This is a genomic window from Burkholderia sp. Bp8994 (genome assembly GCF_003853805.1).
GTDB lineage: Bacteria > Pseudomonadota > Gammaproteobacteria > Burkholderiales > Burkholderiaceae > Burkholderia.
In genome coordinates this window covers 83,694-102,729 of sequence record NZ_QTQH01000026.1, presented here as the reverse complement: position 1 = coordinate 102,729, position 19,036 = coordinate 83,694, and the positions used below count along the sequence as shown (strand labels likewise).

Genomic DNA, 19,036 nt, shown 5'->3' with positions numbered 1-19,036 from the left:
GAGAAGATCGAAGCGGCGGCAGACGCAGGCAAGTCGCAGTTCGTGAGCCGCGAAGTGACGAAGCTGGACCGTCCGGAGCTGACGTCGGCGAGCATCATCGTGTCGGGTGGCCGCGGCCTGGGCAGCGGCGAGAACTACACGAAGGTTCTCGAGCCGCTGGCCGACAAGCTGAGCGCCGCGCTCGGCGCATCGCGCGCGGCAGTCGACGCCGGCTACGTGCCGAACGACTACCAGGTCGGCCAGACCGGCAAGATCGTCGCACCGCAGCTGTACATCGCGGTCGGCATCTCGGGTGCGATCCAGCATCTGGCCGGCATGAAGGATTCGAAGGTGATCGTCGCGATCAACAAGGAGCCGGAAGCACCGATCTTCAGCGTGGCCGACTACGGCCTCGTCGGCGATCTGTTCGCGCTCGTGCCGGAGCTCGTCGGCGAACTCGGCAGTAATGCGGCCTGACCCTGTGCATTCCGTGGAGAACCACAATGACTGACCTTTTTGAGAACCCAATGGGACTGATGGGATTCGAGTTTGTCGAATTCGCGTCCCCTCTTCCTGGCACCCTCGAACCCGTTTTCGAGAAACTCGGTTTCACGCTGGTTGCGCACCATCGTTCGAAAGACGTGTTGCTGTACCGACAAGGCGATATCAATTTCATCGTCAACCGGCAGCCACAAAGCCAGGCTGCGTACTTCGCTGCTGAGCACGGTCCGAGCGCCTGCGGGATGGCGTTCCGCGTCCGCGATGCCCACCGTGCCTACGATCGCGCCCTTGCAATGGGCGCCCAGCCCGTCGACATTCCGACTGGGCCGATGGAACTGCGGCTCCCCGCGATTCGCGGCATCGGCGGCGCACCGATCTACCTGATCGACCGGTTCGAAGATGGCCAGTCCATCTACGACATCGACTTTTCGTTCATCGAAGGCGTTGACCGACATCCGGTCGGGCACGGTTTGACGCGCATCGATCATCTGACGCACAACGTCTACCGCGGCCGAATGGCGCACTGGGCCGGATTCTACGAGAAGCTCTTCAACTTCCGCGAGATTCGCTACTTCGATATACAGGGCGAGTACACGGGCCTCGCTTCGCGGGCGATGACAGCGCCTGACGGCAAAATTCGCATCCCGCTCAACGAGGAATCGTCGCGCGGCAGCGGACAGATCGAGGAATTCTTGATGCAGTTCAACGGCGAAGGAATACAGCATATCGCCCTCGCTACGGATAACCTCGTGGACACGATCGACCGGTTGCAGTTCGCCGGTGTGCCGTTGATGACCGCGCCCAACGATTTCTACTACGACGCGCTGGAAGCGCGATTGCCGGGGCATGGCCAGCCGGTCGACCAACTGAAAACGCGCGGCATCCTGCTGGACGGCAGCACGGCAGATGAAAAGCCACGCCTGTTGCTGCAGATCTTCTCTCAAACGCTGCTCGGGCCCGTGTTTTTCGAGTTCATTCAGCGACAAGGCGACGACGGTTTCGGCGAAGGCAACTTCAAGGCTTTGTTCCAGTCACTCGAACGCGATCAAATCGCGCGGGGCACGCTGCAAACCGGACATTGACGACATCGAGCGCGGGCGGCGCCGAGCGTTTGTCTCGGGCTGCCCGGCCGGCGATACGCGACCGCCACGGAGTAATCAAAAGAATCGGGCGCTTGAGGCAGCGCAGCCGTCAGCCCGTCATCCTGGAGACGCATCAATGAAGCTCATCAAAGCGCTGCTCGTCGCCGCGCTATGGATTGCCGCGCAGTGTGCACACGCACGAAGCAGTTCCGACATGGCCGCCCACGTCGAGGTCCACCAGATTTCCTCACTCACCCTCACCGACAGTCAGATGCTGACCGGCAACAAGAATGGAAAGGCCGTGACGGTAGCCGGCATCCTGCGCCTCGCGAAGCACACGGGAAGACAGCCGGTAGTGGTGCTGATTCATGGTTCGAGCGGAATGGGTGCGAACATCGAAATGTGGGAGCGCACGTTCAACGAGAACGGTATCGGGACATTCGCAATCGATGGATTCACCGGCCGCGGGATCAGGTCCACCAGCCAGGATCAGTCGCAGCTTGGTCGGCTGAACCTCGTTCTCGACGCATATCGGGCGCTGGACCTGCTCTCGCACGATTCCCGCGTCGATCCGGACAAGATCATGCTGATGGGCTTTTCGAGAGGTGGACAGGCAACGCTCTACGCCGCCATGACGCGACTCAATCGCCTGTGGAATACGTCTGGTGTTCGCTTTCGTGCCTATATGCCCTTCTATCCCGACTGCATGACCCGTTATCGCGACGACACCGACGTCAACGGGCCAATCCGCGAATTCCATGGGGCAGACGACGATTACGACCCTGCGCCGGCCTGTGCCGCATACTTCGAGCGGCTGCAACAGGCCGGCAAAGACGCCACCATGACGGTTTTTCCGCACGCATCGCATGCGTTCGACATGCCGTACGCGATGCCCACTGTCGTCGTAAAGGGCGCGCAAACGGTACGGGCGTGCCGTATCGTCGAAAACGAAAGCGGCGAACTGATGAACGAGGCCACCGGTTCACCCTTTTCCTTTCACGACGATTGCGTTCAGACCGACCCCCACGTTGGAGGCAATGCGCAGGCGCGCGACGCGGCAATCGTCGACGTGATGGCGTATCTCAAGACAGTGCTGGGTAGCGGCGGCGACGCGCCGGGCAACTAGCCCGTCGTCGCGGCAATCAGGCTCGCCGCGGCGTCAATGGCGGCCACCTCGCATGCTTTGGGGGCGTCAGGCTTCTTACGTTCCGCCAGTTTGACAACTGGTCTGTCGGGCAAACGAATTTGTCATTCTGGCAAGCACGGAATTCACAACGCGCGGAAGACTGCCGGCCACTGAAGAATGTCAGTGCTGAGTGCGCAGTCGGTCAACCAGCAAGCGGAACGCTGCAGAATTGTTCTTTCTGGTTGGGTAATAGAGATGGTAGCCGGAAAAGGGTGAACACCAATCCTCGAGAAGACGGACGAGACGACCATCGCGAATCATCGGGGCAGCATGGTCTTCGACGAGGCAGGCAACACCCTGCCCGTCCACCGCAGCCGCCAGGATCATGTCCGGGTCATCGAAAGTCAAAGGTCCTTCAACGCGCACTTTCATTTCCTGTCGGCCTTTTTTGAATTGCCAGGCATAAAGCGCCCCTGAGCCGGGCAGGCGAAAATTGATGCAGGCGTGCTGGGCCAACTGATGGGGATGGGTAGGTATGCCGCGTTGGGCAACGTAGCCGGGCGTGGCCACGATCGCCAGGCGGAGGTCAGGTCCGATTTTTACCGCAACCATGTTTGGCGCCACCAGTTCCCCAAGCCTGATACCGGCATCGAATCGATCGTCCGCGAGGTCTCGGAAAGCCGCGTCAATGTTCACCTCGACTTGTATGTCCGGGTAGTCTCTGACGAATTTCTGCAGCACAGGCCATAACACGCTAACCGCGGCATGCCGCGGAGTAGTGATGCGGAGAGTGCCCCGGGGGCTTTCCCGTAGAGAGCCGACAGTACCAAGTGTCAGGTCAATGGCTTCGAAAGCCGGCTTCAGTCCCTGCAAGAAGGTTTCGCCTGCCGGAGTCAACGCGACGCTCCGTGTCGTGCGCGTCAGAAGACGAACACCGAGCCGCGTTTCAAGCCGCCGCAAAGTGTGGCTTAGAGCGGACTGCGACGTCAGCAGGCGCGCTGCGGCGCGCGTGAAACTCCTTTCCTCTGCAACAGCGACGAAGGCATTCAGGTCGATTAGGTCATCTCGGTTCATGTGTTTCCCGCCCCGGTTTCATGATTTGCCAATATAACTGTTTTACTTATTTATATCTGCAATTCAATGGTGTAAACCCGCAAAATGAGGGTGTTCAAGACATAACAGATGACGAGCGATATTCCCCGCACATCGTCTGGTCTCCAAACCACCACGGACGTAACAGCCATGACAAATCATTCGCGTCGAACTTTCCTCGCAGGAACCGCAGCAGCCGCAGTCGCGACGCTGGCGCCGGGGAAATACGCAACGGCTCGCGAGGCTTCATCGCCGGCCATGACCGCACCCATACCCGGAGTATTCCAGCGGACTGTCGGGAAGATCGAGATGCTCTCCGTCTCCGATGGCGCCAACAGCTTTCCGCGTCGAGAAAACTTCGTCTCGAATGTTCCGCCAGCGGACGTCGTCCGCGCACTGCAGGCGGCTCGTTTGCCGACAGACACCATTACGCTAACGTTCACCCCCGTCGTCCTCAAGACTAATGGGCGCGTGATCGTAATTGATACCGGGCTCGGGGAAGCGGCCTTCAGACAGAGCAACGGCGTCGGCGGACAGTTCCATACCAACCTTGAAGCGGCCGGCTACGATGCGGCCGCAGTCGACAGGGTATTGATCTCGCATTTCCATGCCGATCACATTGGTGGACTGGTGACAGCAGATGGCCGCGCGGCATTTCCGAATTCCGAAATCTGGGTACCTGCTGCCGAATACGCGTTTTGGCTGAACGACGCAAACATGGCTCGAGCGGAATCGGAAGCCACAATGGCGAATTTCCAGCGTGCACGCCGCATATTCGGAATTCTCGGCGACTCAGTCAGAACATTCGAGCCGGACACAGAGGTTGCACCGGGCGTCACGTCCATGGCCACACACGGTCACACGCCGGGACATACGTCCTTCGTCGTCGAATCTGGCGCCGATAAGGTGGTCATTCAAGGCGACGTGACCACACATCCAGCGCTATTCATCCGCCATCCGCACTGGCACGGAGCCACGGACATGGATCCTGAGATGGCACAGCAAGCACGAATCAAACTGTATGACCGGGCCGTAGCGGAAGGGATGCTCATTCAAGGATTCCACTTTCCATTTCCGGCTTTGGGCCACTTGGCGCGAGAACAGGACGGCTATCGATTGATTCCTATTGGCTAAGGTGCGCGCACGCGCGCGACGCAGCGGTCGCCGACGTAATGGCTTACTTGAGGACAGGGATGCGCAACGTCAGCGAGGTTCCAGTCGAATAGCGCCGCCATCGTTGCAGACACGACAGCCACGGCGTCAATCGCCGCTGGCCTCGAGTGCGTGGGGACTGGGTAGACGCCTGACGTTCCGCCCATCTGACCAGCGCCTGTAGTCGGCTGGCGTCATGCCGGTGAGTTGGCTGAAGGCACGCCGAAACGACGTTTCCTCACTGTAGCCGCATTGCAGTGCTACCTGCTTAATGCTTGCTCCAGGCCGCTCGAGCAACACGCAAGCCATTTCGATCCGCACGCGGGTAATGAACCCTTTGGGTGACTCGTCGGTCAAGCGCTTCAGCCGCCGGTGCAGTGTCCGTTCACTGAGACTCAGCGCGCTCGCCAGCGCTTCAGCGGTCAATCCAGGGCTGGCATGGCGAACGATCTGCTCTGCTTGCAGAAGCAGCGGGTCGGTGGCGTTGACGAACCCACGTGGCGCATAAACCAGTTGCGGCAGCGGCAAGCTGTCGGCCACGGAGATATCTGCGGCGAGACGGGCCACATCGGGCCCTGCCTCGCGCCTGATCACGTGCAAGGCCAGATCCACCCAGGACAGCGGACCGCCTGTCGTCACGATCCGATCCTGCTCTTCCACTGCCGTGCCCCACACCGCGCGTGCCTTGGGAAACCGCTGCCTGAACGCATGGTGGAGCCACCACGTGGTCGTACAGCGCCTGCCGTTCAGCAAGCCGGCCTCTCCGAGCACGAAGGTACCTGCACACGCAGCGCCCACCAGCGCACCGGCCTGATGACGCTCTTGCAGCCACGTTGCCGCGTGGCCGATCGATGCGGATACAGGGGGTAGCCGGTCCGGCCCCAGTGCCATACCGGTGACAAGCGCCACGTCGCATTGCGTTAATTCCCGAAACGAGGCATCGATCGGAATCAGCCGGCCCTGCGGATCGCGCAGGCCCTTCCCATCCGCGCTTGCGATGACGGTCTCGAAGGTTGGGAGGGCTCGGCCGGGCAGGTCATATGACGCTTCGGCAGGCGGTGCGCGTAACGCCTGCTCCGTCATCCAGAACAGATCGGCAAGGCCGCTAATGGCGGAGAGCAGGCTGCCTTCGACTGCAACGATTCCTATGCGCACGGCGCGCTCCGTGTCTCAGGGGGGTGGCGAATTTTGCATGAATGTTGGCGAGTTTGCCACCTGCAACGGTTCACTGAAGCCGGATAAATTTGGCACGTCCCCTCAACGATTCGCTTTCACATGAAATTCCCATTCCTTCACGACTGTCCGGTCTCGCTCTTTCAGAGACGCGCGCGCCGTCGGTCCGCATGGTTCAGCCGACTGGTTGCTGCCGTAGCCTTCACGGCGACGCTGACGACGGCTCATGCGGCAGCGACTGCGGCGCCGGCTGTGCGCAACATTGTCCTCGTGCATGGCGCCTTTGCGGACGGATCAAGTTGGAGCCACGTGATCGTCAGGCTACAGCGCATGGGTTACCGCGTCACTGCTGTGCAAAACCCTCTCACTTCGCTCGCAGACGACGTTGCCGCCACCGAAAGCGTCCTGCATCGGCAAACCGGCGACGTACTGCTGGTGGGCCACTCCTGGGCCGGCGCGGTCGTCACGCAGGCCGGCAACGCTGCCAATGTGAAAGGCCTGGTCTATCTGTCCGCGCTGGTACCGGACGACGGCGAGTCCGTCGCCGACCTTCTGCAACGCCTCCACGCGCCGATGACCGGCCTCGCACCGGACGCCCACGGGCTGATCTGGCTCGACGATGCGCGAGCGTTTCAGCACGTCATGGCGGCGGACATTCCGCTCGAACAGGCTCGCGTCCTGGCATCGGTTCAACAGCCTGTCGCGGCGGCCTGCTTCACCGGGAAGATCCAGCACGCGGCCTGGCACGACAAGCCTGTCTGGTATCTGCGAACCACCAACGACAATGCGCTGAAGCCCGCCGTGCAGCAAGCCATTGCGCAGCACATCGGGGCAACGGTCAGGTCGATTCGCTCCAGCCACATGTCGATGCTATCTCACCCGGACGAGGTCGCGAGGCTGATCGATCTGGCCGCCCGGAAGGCATCGCAATGAATTCCAGCGCGTTTCGACGCGCTTCACTCCTCCCCTGACAGGCAGGCTTCAATGAATATCCTTCATCTCGATTCGAGCATGCTCGGCAACAGTTCCATCACGCGAGAGCTGTCCGCGGCCGTGGCAGCTGTTCTCCGGGCGCAGCATCCATCGGCGCATGTGACGTATCGTGATCTCGTCCGTGACGAAATCCGGCATCTCAGCGGCCCAATCGCAGCAGGATTTCGCCAGATCGACGTCGGTGCTCTCGACGACGCCACCGCGCACGAACATGAGCTGTCCGAAGCACTCGTCAAGGAGTTTCTAGCGAGCGACGTCATTGTCGTCGGTGCGCCGATGTACAACTTTTCGGTACCGAGTCAGTTGAAAGCATGGCTTGATCGTGTGGCCCAGGCCGGGCGCACGTTCCGGTATACCGAAAACGGCCCGGTCGGCCTGGCGGGCGGCAAGCAGGTGATCGTAGCCTCGGCGCGCGGTGGGTTTTACGTGGAAGCGCCGCTCGCACACATGGATTTCCAGGAAAGCTACCTGCAGGCGTTCTTCGGTTTCCTGGGCATCACCGACGTCCGGTTCGTACGAGCAGAGGGGGCGTCGAAAGGTCAAGCTGCCCGGGACGAGGGCATCGCACTCGCCATGGCGTCCCTGACCGAGGTACTCGTCAACGTGCGCACGTCCGGTGAGCAAACCATCCAGTAACAGGGGTCGCTTATGCTGTTCGCCATCAAGCTCGGCTACGTCCGTCCCATCGAAGAAATCCAGGCGCATCTCGATGCTCACAAGGCATGGCTCGTCAGATACGCACAGGCGGGAAATATCCTTGCCGCGGGCCCGCTGCATGAAGAAAACGGCGGATTCGTGCTCGCGTATGCGGGCCAACCACGGGATATCGAGAAAATGATTGCCGAAGACCCATTCCATATTCACGGGCTGGCCACGTTCGATGCTCACTGCTGCGAACCTGCCATATGTGCGGCGGGTTTTCCTGCAAACTGGGCAGCAGGCGCCTGGTCGATATGATTGGCTCCGTTTTCGGCGCGTGTTCGCGCAGGCATCCAGATCAGCGCCGTAGGATCATATCCTGACGCTGACCAACGCATCGCCACAGCGCCATCTGCCAGATCATGCGCACGAGCCATGCCGACCTCGCCGCATCTAGGCTGTCAGGGCATCTCGATCCACCTAAGCGCTGATCAAACTAACCAGTCTGTGGAGCCTGCCAGGACCAAAACAGTATCGATGACTCAGATTCATGAACCGGCGTACCCGAGACTCCCTGACGGGCTGGAAGGGGCAGAACTGGAACAGTCTACACGCCCAGCGCGGCAGAGATTCGGCTCGTCTTCAGCTAGCGCGCCCGGGCCGCACCCGGCGGCGGCCGGCCATCGCCTGCTATAATTTCCGGCTACGTTTACCTTCCTGCGGCGCGCTCGATGCAGCGCGCCCCGCCCTGACCCATGCTCGTTCTCGGCATCGAAAGCTCCTGCGACGAAACCGGCCTCGCGCTCTACGACACGCAGCGCGGCCTGCTCGCGCACGCGCTCCATTCGCAGATCGCGATGCACCGCGAATACGGCGGCGTCGTGCCCGAGCTCGCGTCGCGCGACCACATCCGCCGCGCGCTGCCGCTACTCGAGGAAGTCATGGCGCAAAGCGGCACGCGCCGCGACGACATCGACGCGATCGCATTCACGCAAGGCCCCGGCCTCGCCGGCGCGCTGCTGGTCGGCGCGAGCATCGCGAACGCGCTCGCGCTCGCATGGAACAAGCCGACCGTCGGCATCCATCACCTCGAAGGCCACCTGCTGTCGCCGCTGCTCGTCGACGAACCGCCGCCGTTCCCGTTCATTGCGCTGCTGGTGTCGGGCGGCCACACGCAACTGATGCGCGTGACCGACGTCGGCGTGTACGAGACGCTCGGCGAGACGCTCGACGACGCGGCCGGCGAAGCGTTCGACAAGACGGCGAAGCTGATCGGCCTCGGCTATCCGGGCGGCCCGGAAGTGTCGAAGCTCGCGGAAACGGGTACGCCGGGCGCGGTCGTGCTGCCGCGCCCGATGCTGCATTCGGGCGATCTCGACTTCAGCTTCAGCGGCCTGAAGACGGCCGTGCTCACGCAGATGAAGAAGTTCGAAGCGGCGAAGCTGGAGGGCGTTGCGCTCGAGCGCGCGAAGGCCGATCTCGCGCGCGGCTTCGTCGACGCAGCCGTCGACGTGCTCGTCGCGAAATCGCTCGCCGCGCTCAAGAAGACGAAGCTCAAGCGCCTCGTGGTCGCGGGCGGCGTCGGTGCGAACCGCCAGTTGCGCGCGGCGCTGTCGGCCGCCGCGGCCAAGCGCGGCTTCGACGTGCACTACCCCGATCTCGCGCTCTGCACCGACAACGGCGCAATGATCGCGCTCGCCGGCGCACTGCGGCTCGGCCGCTGGCCCGAGCAGGCGAATGCGGACTACGCGTTCACGGTGAAGCCACGCTGGGATCTCGCGTCGCTCGCACGCTGAGTCGCGCGGCGCTGCGCAACGTCGCTCGCACACCCGCACGCGCCGGACGGAAAACGAGAAGGCCGCTCGATTCGAGCGGCCTTCTTCATTGCAGCGGCAAGTCGACGCAGCGCCGCAGCGCCCCGACGTTACGCAGCGTGTCGCTTGTCGCGCTCGATCAGCGCATACGCGCTGTGATTGTGGATCGATTCGAAGTTCTCGGCTTCGAGCACGTAGGCGATCACGCGCTCGTCCGCGTCGAGACGCTGCGCGACGTCGCGCACCAGATCCTCGACGAACTTCGGGTTTTCGTATGCGCGCTCCGTCACGAACTTCTCGTCCGGACGCTTCAGCAAGCCCCACAGCTCGCACGACGCCTCTTCTTCCGCGATGCGGATCAGCGCCTCGACCGGCAGGTCGGCTGCGAGTTCGGCATCGATCGTCACGTGCGAGCGCTGGTTGTGCGCGCCGTACTGCGAAATCTTCTTCGAACACGGGCACAGGCTCGTCACCGGCACGAGCACCTTCAGGAACAGGCGCGTTTCGCCGTTGCGGCATTCGCCCGCGAGCGTCACTTCGTAGTCGAGCAGGCTCTGCACGCCCGACACCGGCGCCGTCTTGTTCACGAAGTACGGGAACGTGACCTCGATGCGGCCGGCCTCGGCTTCCAGCTTCTCGAGCATCGACGCGAGCATCGCGCGGAAGCGCTCGACCGTCAGCGGCGCACGGTTCTCTTCGAGCAGCGCGACGAAGCGCGACATGTGCGTGCCCTTCTGATCGGCAGGCAGGCGCACGTCGAGATTCCAGACGCCGACGCTCGGCTGCACGTCGCCGCTCTCGGTGCACACCGTCAACGGATGCCGGACCGCCTTCACGCCCACGCGCTGAATCGGAATCTGGCGGGTATCCACCGTGCTCTGCACGTCGGGCATCACGAAGGCGGGATTCATCTGGTTCATCTTGTTCAATCCTTGTAAGCCGCGCGTTCGACGACGCGCACGCCGCGTCACGCGGCAGCCGGAAAAGCAACATGGGCCCGCAGGCCCATGTTTTCCGCATCAATGTAGACCGGTTGCGCCAGTCGCACCGACGCCGCCCGCAGGCGGCGCCAGCTTATGCGACGCGCTTCGCCTGATCGGCGACATTGGCCGCCGGGCTCAGGAAGCGTTCGCGAATCGATTTCGCGATGCCCGCGCCGTCGAGGCCGCATTGCGACAGCAGCTTCGCGGGATCACCGTGATCGATGAACTGGTCAGGGAGGCCCAATTGTATTACGGGTCGGATAACCCCACTCTCCATCAGGGCTTCGACGCAGGCCGAGCCCGCACCGCCCATCACGCAGCCTTCCTCGACCGTGACGAGGTAGTCGTGCGTCTCGGCGAGTTCACGCACGAGCGCCGCATCGACCGGCTTCACGAAACGCATGTTCGCGACCGTGGCGTCGAGCTCCTCGCCCGCCGCGAGCGACGGCGCGACCATCGTGCCGAACGCGAGGATCGCGACGCGCTTGCCTTCCGGCTGCGACGTACGGCGACGCACTTCACCCTTGCCGAGCGGGATCTCGGTGAATTCCTTGACCGTCGGCACGCCGGTGCCCGCGCCGCGCGGATAGCGCACCGCGGTCGGGTTCGGCTGCTGCAGCGCCGTGTGCAGCATCTGGCGACACTCGTCCTCGTCGGACGCGGCCATGATCGTCATGTTCGGGATGCAGCGCATGAACGCGAGATCGTATGCGCCCGCGTGCGTCGCGCCGTCGGCGCCGACGAGGCCCGCGCGGTCGATCGCGAACACGACCGGCAGGTTCTGCAGCGCGACGTCGTGGATCAGCTGGTCGTACGCACGTTGCAGGAACGTCGAGTAGATCGCGACGACGGGCTTCAGCCCTTCGGTCGCGAGACCGCCCGCGAACGTCACCGCGTGCTGCTCGGCGATGCCGACGTCGTAGTAGCGATCCTTGAAACGCTTCTCGAACTCGACCATGCCCGAGCCTTCGCGCATCGCGGGCGTGATGCCGACGACGCGCGTATCGCGCTCGGCTTCATCGCACAGCCATTCGCCGAATACTTGCGTATAAGTCTTTTTCGCGGGCGTGGCCGACGGCTTGATGCCTTCCGCCGGGTTGAACTTGCCGGGGCCGTGATAGAGCACGGGATCCGCTTCGGCGAGCTTGTAGCCCTGGCCTTTCTTCGTCACCACGTGCAGGAATTGCGGGCCGCGCAGTTCGCGGATGTTCTGCAGCGTCGGGATCAGCGAATCGAGATCGTGACCGTCGATCGGGCCGATGTAGTTGAAGCCGAACTCCTCGAACAGCGTGGCCGGCACGACCATGCCCTTCGCGTGCTCCTCGAGCTTGCGCGCGAGTTCGAGCACCGGCGGCGCCACGCTCAGCACGCGCTCGACGCCCGCACGCGCGGCCGCGTAGAAGCGGCCCGACATCAGGCGCGCGAGATGGCGGTTCAGCGCGCCGACCGGCGGCGAAATCGACATGTCGTTGTCGTTGAGGATCACGAGCAGCTTCGCATCCTCCGACACGCCCGCGTTGTTCATCGCCTCGAACGCCATGCCGGCCGTCATTGCGCCGTCGCCGATCACCGCGATCGAGAAGCGGTCGTCGCCGTTCAGCTGGCTGCCGATCGCCATCCCGAGCGCCGCCGAGATCGACGTGCTCGAGTGCGCGGTGCCGAACGTGTCGTATTCGGATTCGCTGCGACGCGGGAAGCCCGAGATGCCGTCGTACTGGCGCAGCGAATGCATCTGGTCGCGGCGGCCCGTCAGGATCTTGTGCGGGTAGGTCTGGTGACCCACGTCCCAGACGATCCGGTCGTTCGGCGTGTTGAACACGTAGTGCAACGCGATCGTCAGCTCGACCGTCCCGAGGTTGGACGACAGATGGCCGCCCGTCTTCGACACGCTGTCGAGCACGAACGCGCGCAGTTCATCCGCGAGCGGTTGGAGTTGGCGACGATCGAGGCGGCGCAGATCCGCCGGGTCGTCGATGGTTTTCAGCAAGTCGTACATCGTCGTTCCATTGTAGGAAATCAAACGCGCCCGCATTCTATTGCACGCACCGTAGCGTGTGCGCAGCGGCGGGCTTCGCGTCAGCTGACCCGGTTCACCACCAGGTCGGCAAGTTCGGCGAGACGCTGTGCGCGTGCGCCGAACGGTTTCAGCGCATCATGCGCTTCGGCGCGCAGCTGGGTTGCGAGCTCACGCGACGCGTCGAGGCCGAGGATCGATACGTAGGTCGGCTTGTCGTTCGCCGCATCCTTGCCGGCCGTCTTGCCGAGCGTCGCCGAATCGGTCGTGACGTCGAGAATGTCGTCGACGACCTGGAAGGCCAGACCCACGGCCCCCGCGTAGACGTCGAGCGCGGCCATCGCCTCCGCCGACGGCGTGTCGCCCGCCAGCGCGCCCATCCGCACGGCCGCGCGCAACAGCGCGCCCGTCTTCATCCGGTGCATCGTCTCGAGCTGCTCGCGCGTCAGCTTGAGGCCGACGCTCGCCAGGTCGATCGCCTGCCCGCCGGCCATGCCGATCGAGCCGCTCGCCAGCGCCAGCTCGCGCACGAGCGCGGCCTGCTGCACCGGCGACAGCGCGGCGGCGTCGGTCAGCGCGACGAAAGCCTGCGACTGCAGCGCATCGCCGACCAGCAGCGCCGTCGGCTCGTCGTACTGCACGTGCACGGTCGGCTTGCCGCGTCGCAGCGCGTCGTCGTCCATGCACGGCATGTCGTCGTGCACGAGCGAGTAAACGTGGATCATCTCCAGCGCCGCCGCTGCCGCGTTGCGCGCCGCTTCGGTCGCGCCGGTCAGTTCGCCTGCTGCATGGCACAGCAGCGGGCGAACGCGTTTGCCGCCGCCGAGGACCGCGTAGCGCATCGCTTCGTGGAGTTGCGTGGGCACCACGTTGTCAGCCGGCAAATAGTGGCCGAGTGCGTCCTCGACACGGTCGAGCACGGACCGCATCCATTGTTCGAATGTCATAGATCGTCGTCTTCGCCGTCCGTGGCGGCCGTTCCGGACGAAAGCGGCTTCAGCGTCGCGCCGTCGAGCACGCGAACCTGCTGTTCCACTTTCTCGAGCTGCTGTTGGCAAAACGCAACGAGAGTCGCACCGCGGCGATACGCAGCGAGCGAATCCTCGAGGCTCAACGTGCCGCCTTCCATCCGGGCAACCAGCGTCTCGAGTTCCGCGAGCGCCGTTTCATAGTTGTCCGGCAACGGTTCGGTGCCATTGCCGGGCGGGGTGGCGCCTTGGGATGCGGTTTTCGCCATGGACGAGGGTGTCAAATTTCAAAACAAGTCGGACATTCTACGGCAAAAGAGAATTTTCCGACCTGCCGACTTGGCACCCTGGCACGCATTCGGGCCCCTTCTTCGACACACATTGTGCGCCACCCGATCGCCGCCGGACAAAAAATTGACACAAATCAGGCACTTAATCCTAGCCTTGCGAGGCGAACCGGGTATAATTCCGCGTTTCCCTAAATCGATTTTTCGATGGTTGGGTTGTTCACTGCTTTCACGCTAACACCGGGAGTGGGAATGTCCAATCTGAGCGATGCGCTTCAGTTGAAGTCGGCTCACAGCCAGCTTCCAGTCACTGCATACTTCGATGAGGCGCTGCTCGAGCGCGAGATCGAAACCCTCTTCAAGAAAGGACCTCGTTACGTCGGGCACGAGTTGATGGTGCCCGAGGCGGGGGATTATTTTGCGCTGCCGTCCGAGAAGGAAGGCCGCGTGCTGGTCCGCAACCCGGCGAACCAGATCGAACTGCTGTCGAACGTGTGCCGCCACCGGCAGGCGATCATGCTGAACGGGCGCGGCCACACGCAGAACATCGTGTGTCCGCTGCACCGCTGGACGTACGATCTGGAAGGCCAGTTGCTCGGCGCGCCGCACTTCCCCGACAAGCCGTGCCTGAACCTCGGCAAGAGCCCGCTGCAGAACTGGCAGGGGCTGCTGTTCGAGGCCGAAGGCCGCAACGTCGCGCGCGATCTCGCGAACCTCGGCACGAAGCATCACTTCGACTTCTCCGAGTATCACTTCGATCACGTCGAAGTGCACGAGTGCGATTACAACTGGAAGACGTTCATCGAGGTCTACCTCGAGGATTACCACGTCGTCCCGTTCCACCCGGGCCTCGGCAGCTTCGTGTCGTGCGACGATCTCAAATGGGAGTTCGGCGACTGGTACAGCGTGCAGACGGTCGGCGTGCACAACGCGCTCGCGAAACCGGGCAGCGCGACCTACAAGACTTGGCACGAGCAGGTGCTCAAGTTCCGCAACGGCGTGCCGCCGGAGTTCGGCGCGATCTGGATGGTCTACTACCCGGGCCTGATGATCGAGTGGTATCCGCACGTGCTCGTCGTGTCGTGGCTGATTCCGCGCGGCCCGCAGAAGACGACCAACATCGTCGAGTTCTACTACCCCGAGGAAATCGCGCTGTTCGAGCGCGAGTTCGTCGAGGCCGAGCGCGCCGCCTATATGGAAACGGCCATCGAGGACGACGAAATCGCGATGCGGATGGACGCAGGCCGCCGTGCACTGATGGCGCGCGGCGAATCGCAGGTCGGCCCGTACCAGAGCCCGATGGAAGACGGCATGCAGCACTTCCACGAGTTCCTGCGCCGCCATCTCGGCGATCTCTGACCTGCGCGCGGTGCTTGCGCGCCGCACGGCATTCGGCATATGAAAAGACGGGTTCCGGCCCGTCTTTTTTTGTTTAGACTTGGAGTATCAGGCCGTTTGCACTCCAGGGAGCCGTCATGCCACATACCCACTACACCACGCTCATCTCAGCAACCAATCTCGCCGAGCGCCTGGCCGCGGCGCCGGGCAGCGTTGCCGTGTTCGACTGCCGCTTCGATCTCGCCGATCCGGGCGCAGGCGAAGCCGCCTACGCTGCCGGCCATATCGCGGGCGCACAGTATCTCCATCTCGACCGCGACCTGTCCGGCCGCAAGACCGGCACCAACGGCCGCCATCCGCTGCCGACCCGCGACGCGCTCGCCACGCTGCTCGCCAGCCGCGGCGTCAAGCAGGGCCAGCAGGTCGTCGCCTATGACGCACACGGCGGCGCCTATGCGGCGCGCCTGTGGTGGCTGCTGCGCTGGCTCGGGCACGATTCCGTCGCGGTGCTCGACGGCGGCCTGCAGGCATGGGAAGCAGCCGGCCAGCCGCTGACCGCCGACGTGCCGCACCCGGCCGCCGGCGACTTCCGCGCGGCAGCCCCGCTCGAATCGACGGTCGACGCGGCGGCCGTGCTCGCGAACGTGACGTCGGCCCAGCGCGTCGTGATCGATGCGCGCGCGCCGGATCGCTATCGCGGCGAAAACGAAACGATCGATCGTGTCGGCGGCCATATTCCCGGCGCACGCAACCGGTTCTTCAAGGACAATCTGGCTGCCGACGGCCGCTTCAAGACCGGCCACGAACTGCGCGAGACGTTCACCGCGCTGCTGGCCGGCACCGAACCGAACAACGCGATCCTGCAATGCGGATCCGGCGTGACCGCGTGCCACAACGCACTCGCGCTCGAGATCGCCGGGCTTCACGGTGCGTCGCTGTATCCGGGCTCGTGGAGCGAATGGAGCGCCGATCCGTCGCGGCCGATCGCGACCGGCCCGAACCCGTAAGCACCGGCGCGACACGTCGACGAGGCGACGGCATCTGCCGCCTCGTCGCTTACATCACGCCGTACTTGTGGAACCACTCGATCGCGCGCTTCCAGCCGTCCTCGGCATCGCCCTTCACGTAACTCGGCCGGTAATCGGCGAAGAACGCATGACCGGCATCCGGATAGACGACGATCTCCGATTGGCGCGCGAGCTTCGAATCGCTCGCCTGGATCGCCTTGCGCATGTTCGCGAGCGCCGCCTGCGTGATGTTCGTATCCTTCTCGCCGTACAGCCCGAGCACCGGCACCTTCAGCAACGACGCATGGTCGACCGGATTGAACGGTGTCATCTCGTCGGTCTTGCCTTCGACGAACCCGTACCACGCGACGGCCGCCAGCACGTGCGGATTGTGCTCCGCATACAGCCACGCCTGGCGGCCGCCCCAGCAGAATCCCGTCACGCCGAGACGCGACAGGTCGCCGCCGTTCTTGCCGGCCCACGCGACGGTCGCATCGAGATCCTCGGTGACCTGACGGTCCGGCACCTTGTTGACGATGTTGTCGACGAGCGCCTGGATGGTCGGATACTTCGACGCGTCGCCCTGGCGCGCGAACAGGTCGGGCGCGATCGCGAGATAGCCGAGCTTCGCGAAGCGACGGCAGACGTCGGCGATATGCGCATGCACGCCGAAGACCTCGTGGATCACGATGACGACCGGCAGGTTCGTCTTGCCGACCGGCTGCGCGCGATACGCGGGGATGCTCGCGTCGCCCGAGCGGATCTCGATGGTGTCGACGTCCAGCCCGGCGCTGTCGGTCGTGATCGTCTGCGCCGACACGGGCAGCACGGCCGCCGCGAAGGTGCCGCCCAGCGCGGCCTGCATGAACTTGCGGCGCGAGAACGGAACACGGGGAACCAGGCTGTCGACTTCGGGTTTCAACATGAATGCACTCCTCGATTGGGCGCCGCCGTCACGGTCATGGCTTGGACCTGACGGGGCATCGCGCCGGCGGACGGCGCGGATGTCGCGGCGGTTGACACTCCGCCGCAAGCGGAAACCCGCACAAGATGCCCAATAATCCGTTGTCACGTCAACTGTCAGATGTGTAAGACTCGATTACGAAGGCGTAATCCGGCGGCGTCCGTAACGGTATCGACAACCGCGATCCGGCCCGGCAAGTTCATCCGCGGCGCACATGCGGCAAGCGCCTTCACGCGCTCGAATGCTTGCGGGTCGGCACGAAACGACGCGCAATAGAGATGCGCAATAAACAGGCCCGGCACGCGAACGCACGACCACCCTGCACTTGAAACGACAACGGGCAGGAAATGCGCGCGATGCGCATTTCCTGCCCGCCCGGCGCACGAACGTGCGGCCGCGTCAGTGCAGCTTGACGCGCGGCAGCGTCGTGCGGCGCAGCCAATGCGCGACCGTATCGAGCATCATGCGCGGATAGCCGTGCAGCGCCGCGATGTGCAGCCGGTACAGCGACATGTACATGAAGCGCGCGAACAGCCCTTCGATCAGCATGTTGCCGCCGATCAGCCCGCCCATCAGGTTGCCGACCGCGCTGAAATGACCGAGCGACACGAGCGATCCGAAATCGCGATACGTGAATTCCGGCAGCGAACGCCCGTCGAGCCGGCAACCGATCGCCTTCAGCAGGAAGCTCGCCTGCTGGTGCGCCGCCTGCGCGCGCGGCGGCACGTTGCGCTCGTTGCCGGGCCATACGCAGGCCGCGCAATCGCCGAGCGCGAATACGTTGTCGTCGGTGAAGGTCTGCAGCGTGCGGCGCACGTCGAGCTGGCCGAGCTTGTTGACCTGCAGGCCGTCGAGATTCGACAGCACGGACGGCGCCTTGATGCCGGCCGCCCAGACCGTGAGATCCGCACGCACCGTCTTGCCGCTCGCGGTGTGCACGAAACCCGGCGCGACTTCGGTCACGCGCTCGGCGAGCATCAAGCGCACGCCGAGCTTTTCGAGCAGCTCGGCCGTTGCCGTCGATACGCGCTCCTGCAGCGCGGGCAGAATCCGCGGCCCCGATTCGATCAGCACGATGCCGACGTCGTGCTGCGGGTCGAGCTTGTGCAGCCCGTAGACGGACAGCACCTGCGCGGTATTGCGCAGCTCGGCGGACAACTCGACGCCCGTCGCGCCGCCACCGACGATCACGACCTGGATGCGCGGTTCGGCCGCCGCCCCGGGCGCGGGCTGCGCCGGCGCCTGATGCTCGGCGCGCATGCACGCGGCGATCAGGCGCTTGCGGAAGCGCTCGGCCTCGCCGACCGTATCGAGCGCGATCGCGTTTTCGGCCGCGCCCTGCACGCCGAAGAAGTGCGTCGTGCTGCCGATCGCGATCACGAGCGTGTCGTATTCCAGGTCGCGCGCCGGCAGCAGCTCCGCGCCGTCGCTGTCGTTGACGGGCGACAGCGTGATGCGCTTCGCCGTGCGGTCGAGCGCGGTCAGTTCGCCCTGCTGAAACTCGAAGCCATGCCAGCGCGCCTGCGCCGCGTATTCGAGCTCCTGCGTGAACGGGTCCATGCTGCCGGCCGCGACCTCGTGCAGCAACGGCTTCCAGATGTGGGTCGGATTGCGGTCGACGAGCGTGACGAGCGCACGTGCGGGACGATTGCCGCGCGCGCCGTAACGGTCGCCGAGCCGCGTCGCCAGTTCCAGGCCGCCTGCGCCGCCGCCTACGATGATGATCCGATGCATCTGATTCCCCCTTTGCGATTCGAAACTGCTGCCGCCGCACGAGGCAGACGCGATGCGTTCGCGCCGCCCGTTGGATTAACCGGTTCGGACATCATCGATGTGCAGTTCGAAACACTTCGATGCGTCCGATGCCGGAACACGGGGCGCGCTGCCCCCGCGACAATGACCTGACTGACTTGCATTGTCCGGG

18 protein-coding genes are annotated in these 19,036 nt (G+C 64.0%); 10 read left to right on the top strand and 8 right to left on the bottom strand.

What is annotated here, in order from left to right; all coding sequences use genetic code 11:
- The 3 genes from DIE04_RS25980 to DIE04_RS25970 form a co-directional block, all read left to right on the top strand.
- Positions 1-456: electron transfer flavoprotein subunit alpha/FixB family protein (locus tag DIE04_RS25980; RefSeq protein WP_221621960.1), on the top strand; the 456-nt coding region annotated here is incomplete at its 5' end.
- A 26-nt stretch (positions 457-482) separates the two neighbouring features.
- Positions 483-1,562, top strand: a complete 1,080-nt coding sequence (gene hppD / locus DIE04_RS25975) for a 4-hydroxyphenylpyruvate dioxygenase (RefSeq protein ID WP_124522676.1) — start codon at positions 483-485, stop codon at positions 1,560-1,562.
- A gap of 136 nt (positions 1,563-1,698) precedes the next feature.
- A complete protein-coding gene (locus tag DIE04_RS25970; RefSeq protein WP_124522675.1) occupies positions 1,699-2,688 on the top strand; it encodes a dienelactone hydrolase family protein in 990 nt (329 codons plus the stop codon).
- A gap of 180 nt (positions 2,689-2,868) precedes the next feature.
- Here DIE04_RS25970 and DIE04_RS25965 read toward each other — a convergent pair whose 3' ends face one another.
- On the bottom strand, positions 2,869-3,762 hold the full coding sequence (locus DIE04_RS25965) for a LysR family transcriptional regulator (RefSeq protein WP_124522674.1): 894 nt from the start codon (positions 3,760-3,762) through the stop codon (positions 2,869-2,871).
- A gap of 108 nt (positions 3,763-3,870) precedes the next feature.
- Between DIE04_RS25965 and DIE04_RS25960 the strand changes: the two genes are divergently transcribed.
- Entirely contained in the window at positions 3,871-4,914 is a 1,044-nt protein-coding gene (locus DIE04_RS25960; RefSeq protein ID WP_260426290.1) for an MBL fold metallo-hydrolase, read from the top strand.
- A gap of 126 nt (positions 4,915-5,040) precedes the next feature.
- Here the strand turns inward: DIE04_RS25960 and DIE04_RS25955 are convergent, their stop codons facing one another.
- Positions 5,041-6,087: a GlxA family transcriptional regulator gene (locus DIE04_RS25955; protein ID WP_124522673.1), complete on the bottom strand. Its 1,047-nt coding sequence runs from the start codon at positions 6,085-6,087 to the stop codon at positions 5,041-5,043.
- A 120-nt stretch (positions 6,088-6,207) separates the two neighbouring features.
- On the opposite strand from DIE04_RS25955, the gene DIE04_RS25950 reads away from it, so the two are divergent.
- The 4 genes from DIE04_RS25950 (at position 6,208) to tsaD (ending at position 9,533) form a co-directional block, all read left to right on the top strand.
- Entirely contained in the window at positions 6,208-7,038 is an 831-nt protein-coding gene (locus DIE04_RS25950; protein WP_124522671.1) for an alpha/beta fold hydrolase, read from the top strand.
- Positions 7,039-7,089: 51 nt separating this feature from the next.
- Positions 7,090-7,734, top strand: a complete 645-nt coding sequence (locus DIE04_RS25945; RefSeq protein WP_124522669.1) for an FMN-dependent NADH-azoreductase — start codon at positions 7,090-7,092, stop codon at positions 7,732-7,734.
- A 12-nt stretch (positions 7,735-7,746) separates the two neighbouring features.
- Positions 7,747-8,055 (top strand): YciI family protein, encoded by a 309-nt coding sequence (locus DIE04_RS25940; protein ID WP_124522667.1) that lies wholly within the window; start codon positions 7,747-7,749, stop codon positions 8,053-8,055.
- A gap of 437 nt (positions 8,056-8,492) precedes the next feature.
- Positions 8,493-9,533, top strand: coding sequence for a tRNA (adenosine(37)-N6)-threonylcarbamoyltransferase complex transferase subunit TsaD (tsaD, locus tag DIE04_RS25935; RefSeq protein WP_044845274.1), 1,041 nt, complete (start codon positions 8,493-8,495; stop codon positions 9,531-9,533).
- 128 nt (positions 9,534-9,661) lie between these two features.
- Here tsaD and folE2 read toward each other — a convergent pair whose 3' ends face one another.
- The 4 genes from folE2 to DIE04_RS25915 form a co-directional block, all read right to left on the bottom strand.
- A complete protein-coding gene (folE2, locus tag DIE04_RS25930; RefSeq protein ID WP_124486428.1) occupies positions 9,662-10,471 on the bottom strand; it encodes a GTP cyclohydrolase FolE2 in 810 nt (269 codons plus the stop codon).
- Positions 10,472-10,625: 154 nt separating this feature from the next.
- Positions 10,626-12,530 carry a 1-deoxy-D-xylulose-5-phosphate synthase gene (dxs, locus tag DIE04_RS25925; RefSeq protein ID WP_124523278.1) on the bottom strand — a complete coding sequence of 635 codons (1,905 nt, stop codon included), beginning with the start codon at positions 12,528-12,530 and terminating at the stop codon, positions 10,626-10,628.
- A gap of 80 nt (positions 12,531-12,610) precedes the next feature.
- Positions 12,611-13,495 carry a polyprenyl synthetase family protein gene (locus DIE04_RS25920; protein WP_124522665.1) on the bottom strand — a complete coding sequence of 295 codons (885 nt, stop codon included), beginning with the start codon at positions 13,493-13,495 and terminating at the stop codon, positions 12,611-12,613.
- Positions 13,492-13,785, bottom strand: coding sequence for an exodeoxyribonuclease VII small subunit (locus DIE04_RS25915; protein ID WP_044845270.1), 294 nt, complete (start codon positions 13,783-13,785; stop codon positions 13,492-13,494). The genes DIE04_RS25920 and DIE04_RS25915 overlap by 4 nt, the downstream gene beginning before the upstream one ends.
- Positions 13,786-14,055: 270 nt before the next feature.
- Between DIE04_RS25915 and DIE04_RS25910 the strand changes: the two genes are divergently transcribed.
- Both DIE04_RS25910 and DIE04_RS25905 read left to right on the top strand, forming a co-directional pair.
- Positions 14,056-15,162 (top strand): aromatic ring-hydroxylating dioxygenase subunit alpha, encoded by a 1,107-nt coding sequence (locus DIE04_RS25910; protein WP_044845269.1) that lies wholly within the window; start codon positions 14,056-14,058, stop codon positions 15,160-15,162.
- Positions 15,163-15,278: 116 nt separating this feature from the next.
- Positions 15,279-16,148: a sulfurtransferase gene (locus DIE04_RS25905; RefSeq protein WP_124486430.1), complete on the top strand. Its 870-nt coding sequence runs from the start codon at positions 15,279-15,281 to the stop codon at positions 16,146-16,148.
- 49 nt (positions 16,149-16,197) lie between these two features.
- Here the strand turns inward: DIE04_RS25905 and DIE04_RS25900 are convergent, their stop codons facing one another.
- Positions 16,198-17,073 (bottom strand): dienelactone hydrolase family protein, encoded by an 876-nt coding sequence (locus tag DIE04_RS25900; protein ID WP_124486431.1) that lies wholly within the window; start codon positions 17,071-17,073, stop codon positions 16,198-16,200.
- A 438-nt stretch (positions 17,074-17,511) separates the two neighbouring features.
- Positions 17,512-18,846, bottom strand: a complete 1,335-nt coding sequence (locus DIE04_RS25895) for an NAD(P)/FAD-dependent oxidoreductase (RefSeq protein ID WP_044845266.1) — start codon at positions 18,844-18,846, stop codon at positions 17,512-17,514.
- Positions 18,847-19,036 lie beyond the last annotated feature (190 nt).

What these genes read in the sequence shown, in the direction of transcription:
- hppD (WP_124522676.1), top strand. Translation starts at nt 483, where the DNA reads ATGACTGACCTTTTTGAGAACCCAATGGGACTGATGGGATTCGAGTTT.
- DIE04_RS25970 (WP_124522675.1), top strand. Translation starts at nt 1,699, where the DNA reads ATGAAGCTCATCAAAGCGCTGCTCGTCGCCGCGCTATGGATTGCCGCG.
- DIE04_RS25965 (WP_124522674.1), bottom strand. Translation starts at nt 3,762, where the DNA reads ATGAACCGAGATGACCTAATCGACCTGAATGCCTTCGTCGCTGTTGCA.
- DIE04_RS25960 (WP_260426290.1), top strand. Translation starts at nt 3,871, where the DNA reads ATGACGAGCGATATTCCCCGCACATCGTCTGGTCTCCAAACCACCACG.
- DIE04_RS25950 (WP_124522671.1), top strand. Translation starts at nt 6,208, where the DNA reads ATGAAATTCCCATTCCTTCACGACTGTCCGGTCTCGCTCTTTCAGAGA.
- DIE04_RS25945 (WP_124522669.1), top strand. Translation starts at nt 7,090, where the DNA reads ATGAATATCCTTCATCTCGATTCGAGCATGCTCGGCAACAGTTCCATC.
- DIE04_RS25940 (WP_124522667.1), top strand. Translation starts at nt 7,747, where the DNA reads ATGCTGTTCGCCATCAAGCTCGGCTACGTCCGTCCCATCGAAGAAATC.
- tsaD (WP_044845274.1), top strand. Translation starts at nt 8,493, where the DNA reads ATGCTCGTTCTCGGCATCGAAAGCTCCTGCGACGAAACCGGCCTCGCG.
- folE2 (WP_124486428.1), bottom strand. Translation starts at nt 10,471, where the DNA reads ATGAACCAGATGAATCCCGCCTTCGTGATGCCCGACGTGCAGAGCACG.
- dxs (WP_124523278.1), bottom strand. Translation starts at nt 12,530, where the DNA reads ATGTACGACTTGCTGAAAACCATCGACGACCCGGCGGATCTGCGCCGC.
- DIE04_RS25920 (WP_124522665.1), bottom strand. Translation starts at nt 13,495, where the DNA reads ATGACATTCGAACAATGGATGCGGTCCGTGCTCGACCGTGTCGAGGAC.
- DIE04_RS25915 (WP_044845270.1), bottom strand. Translation starts at nt 13,785, where the DNA reads ATGGCGAAAACCGCATCCCAAGGCGCCACCCCGCCCGGCAATGGCACC.
- DIE04_RS25910 (WP_044845269.1), top strand. Translation starts at nt 14,056, where the DNA reads ATGTCCAATCTGAGCGATGCGCTTCAGTTGAAGTCGGCTCACAGCCAG.
- DIE04_RS25905 (WP_124486430.1), top strand. Translation starts at nt 15,279, where the DNA reads ATGCCACATACCCACTACACCACGCTCATCTCAGCAACCAATCTCGCC.
- DIE04_RS25900 (WP_124486431.1), bottom strand. Translation starts at nt 17,073, where the DNA reads ATGTTGAAACCCGAAGTCGACAGCCTGGTTCCCCGTGTTCCGTTCTCG.
- DIE04_RS25895 (WP_044845266.1), bottom strand. Translation starts at nt 18,846, where the DNA reads ATGCATCGGATCATCATCGTAGGCGGCGGCGCAGGCGGCCTGGAACTG.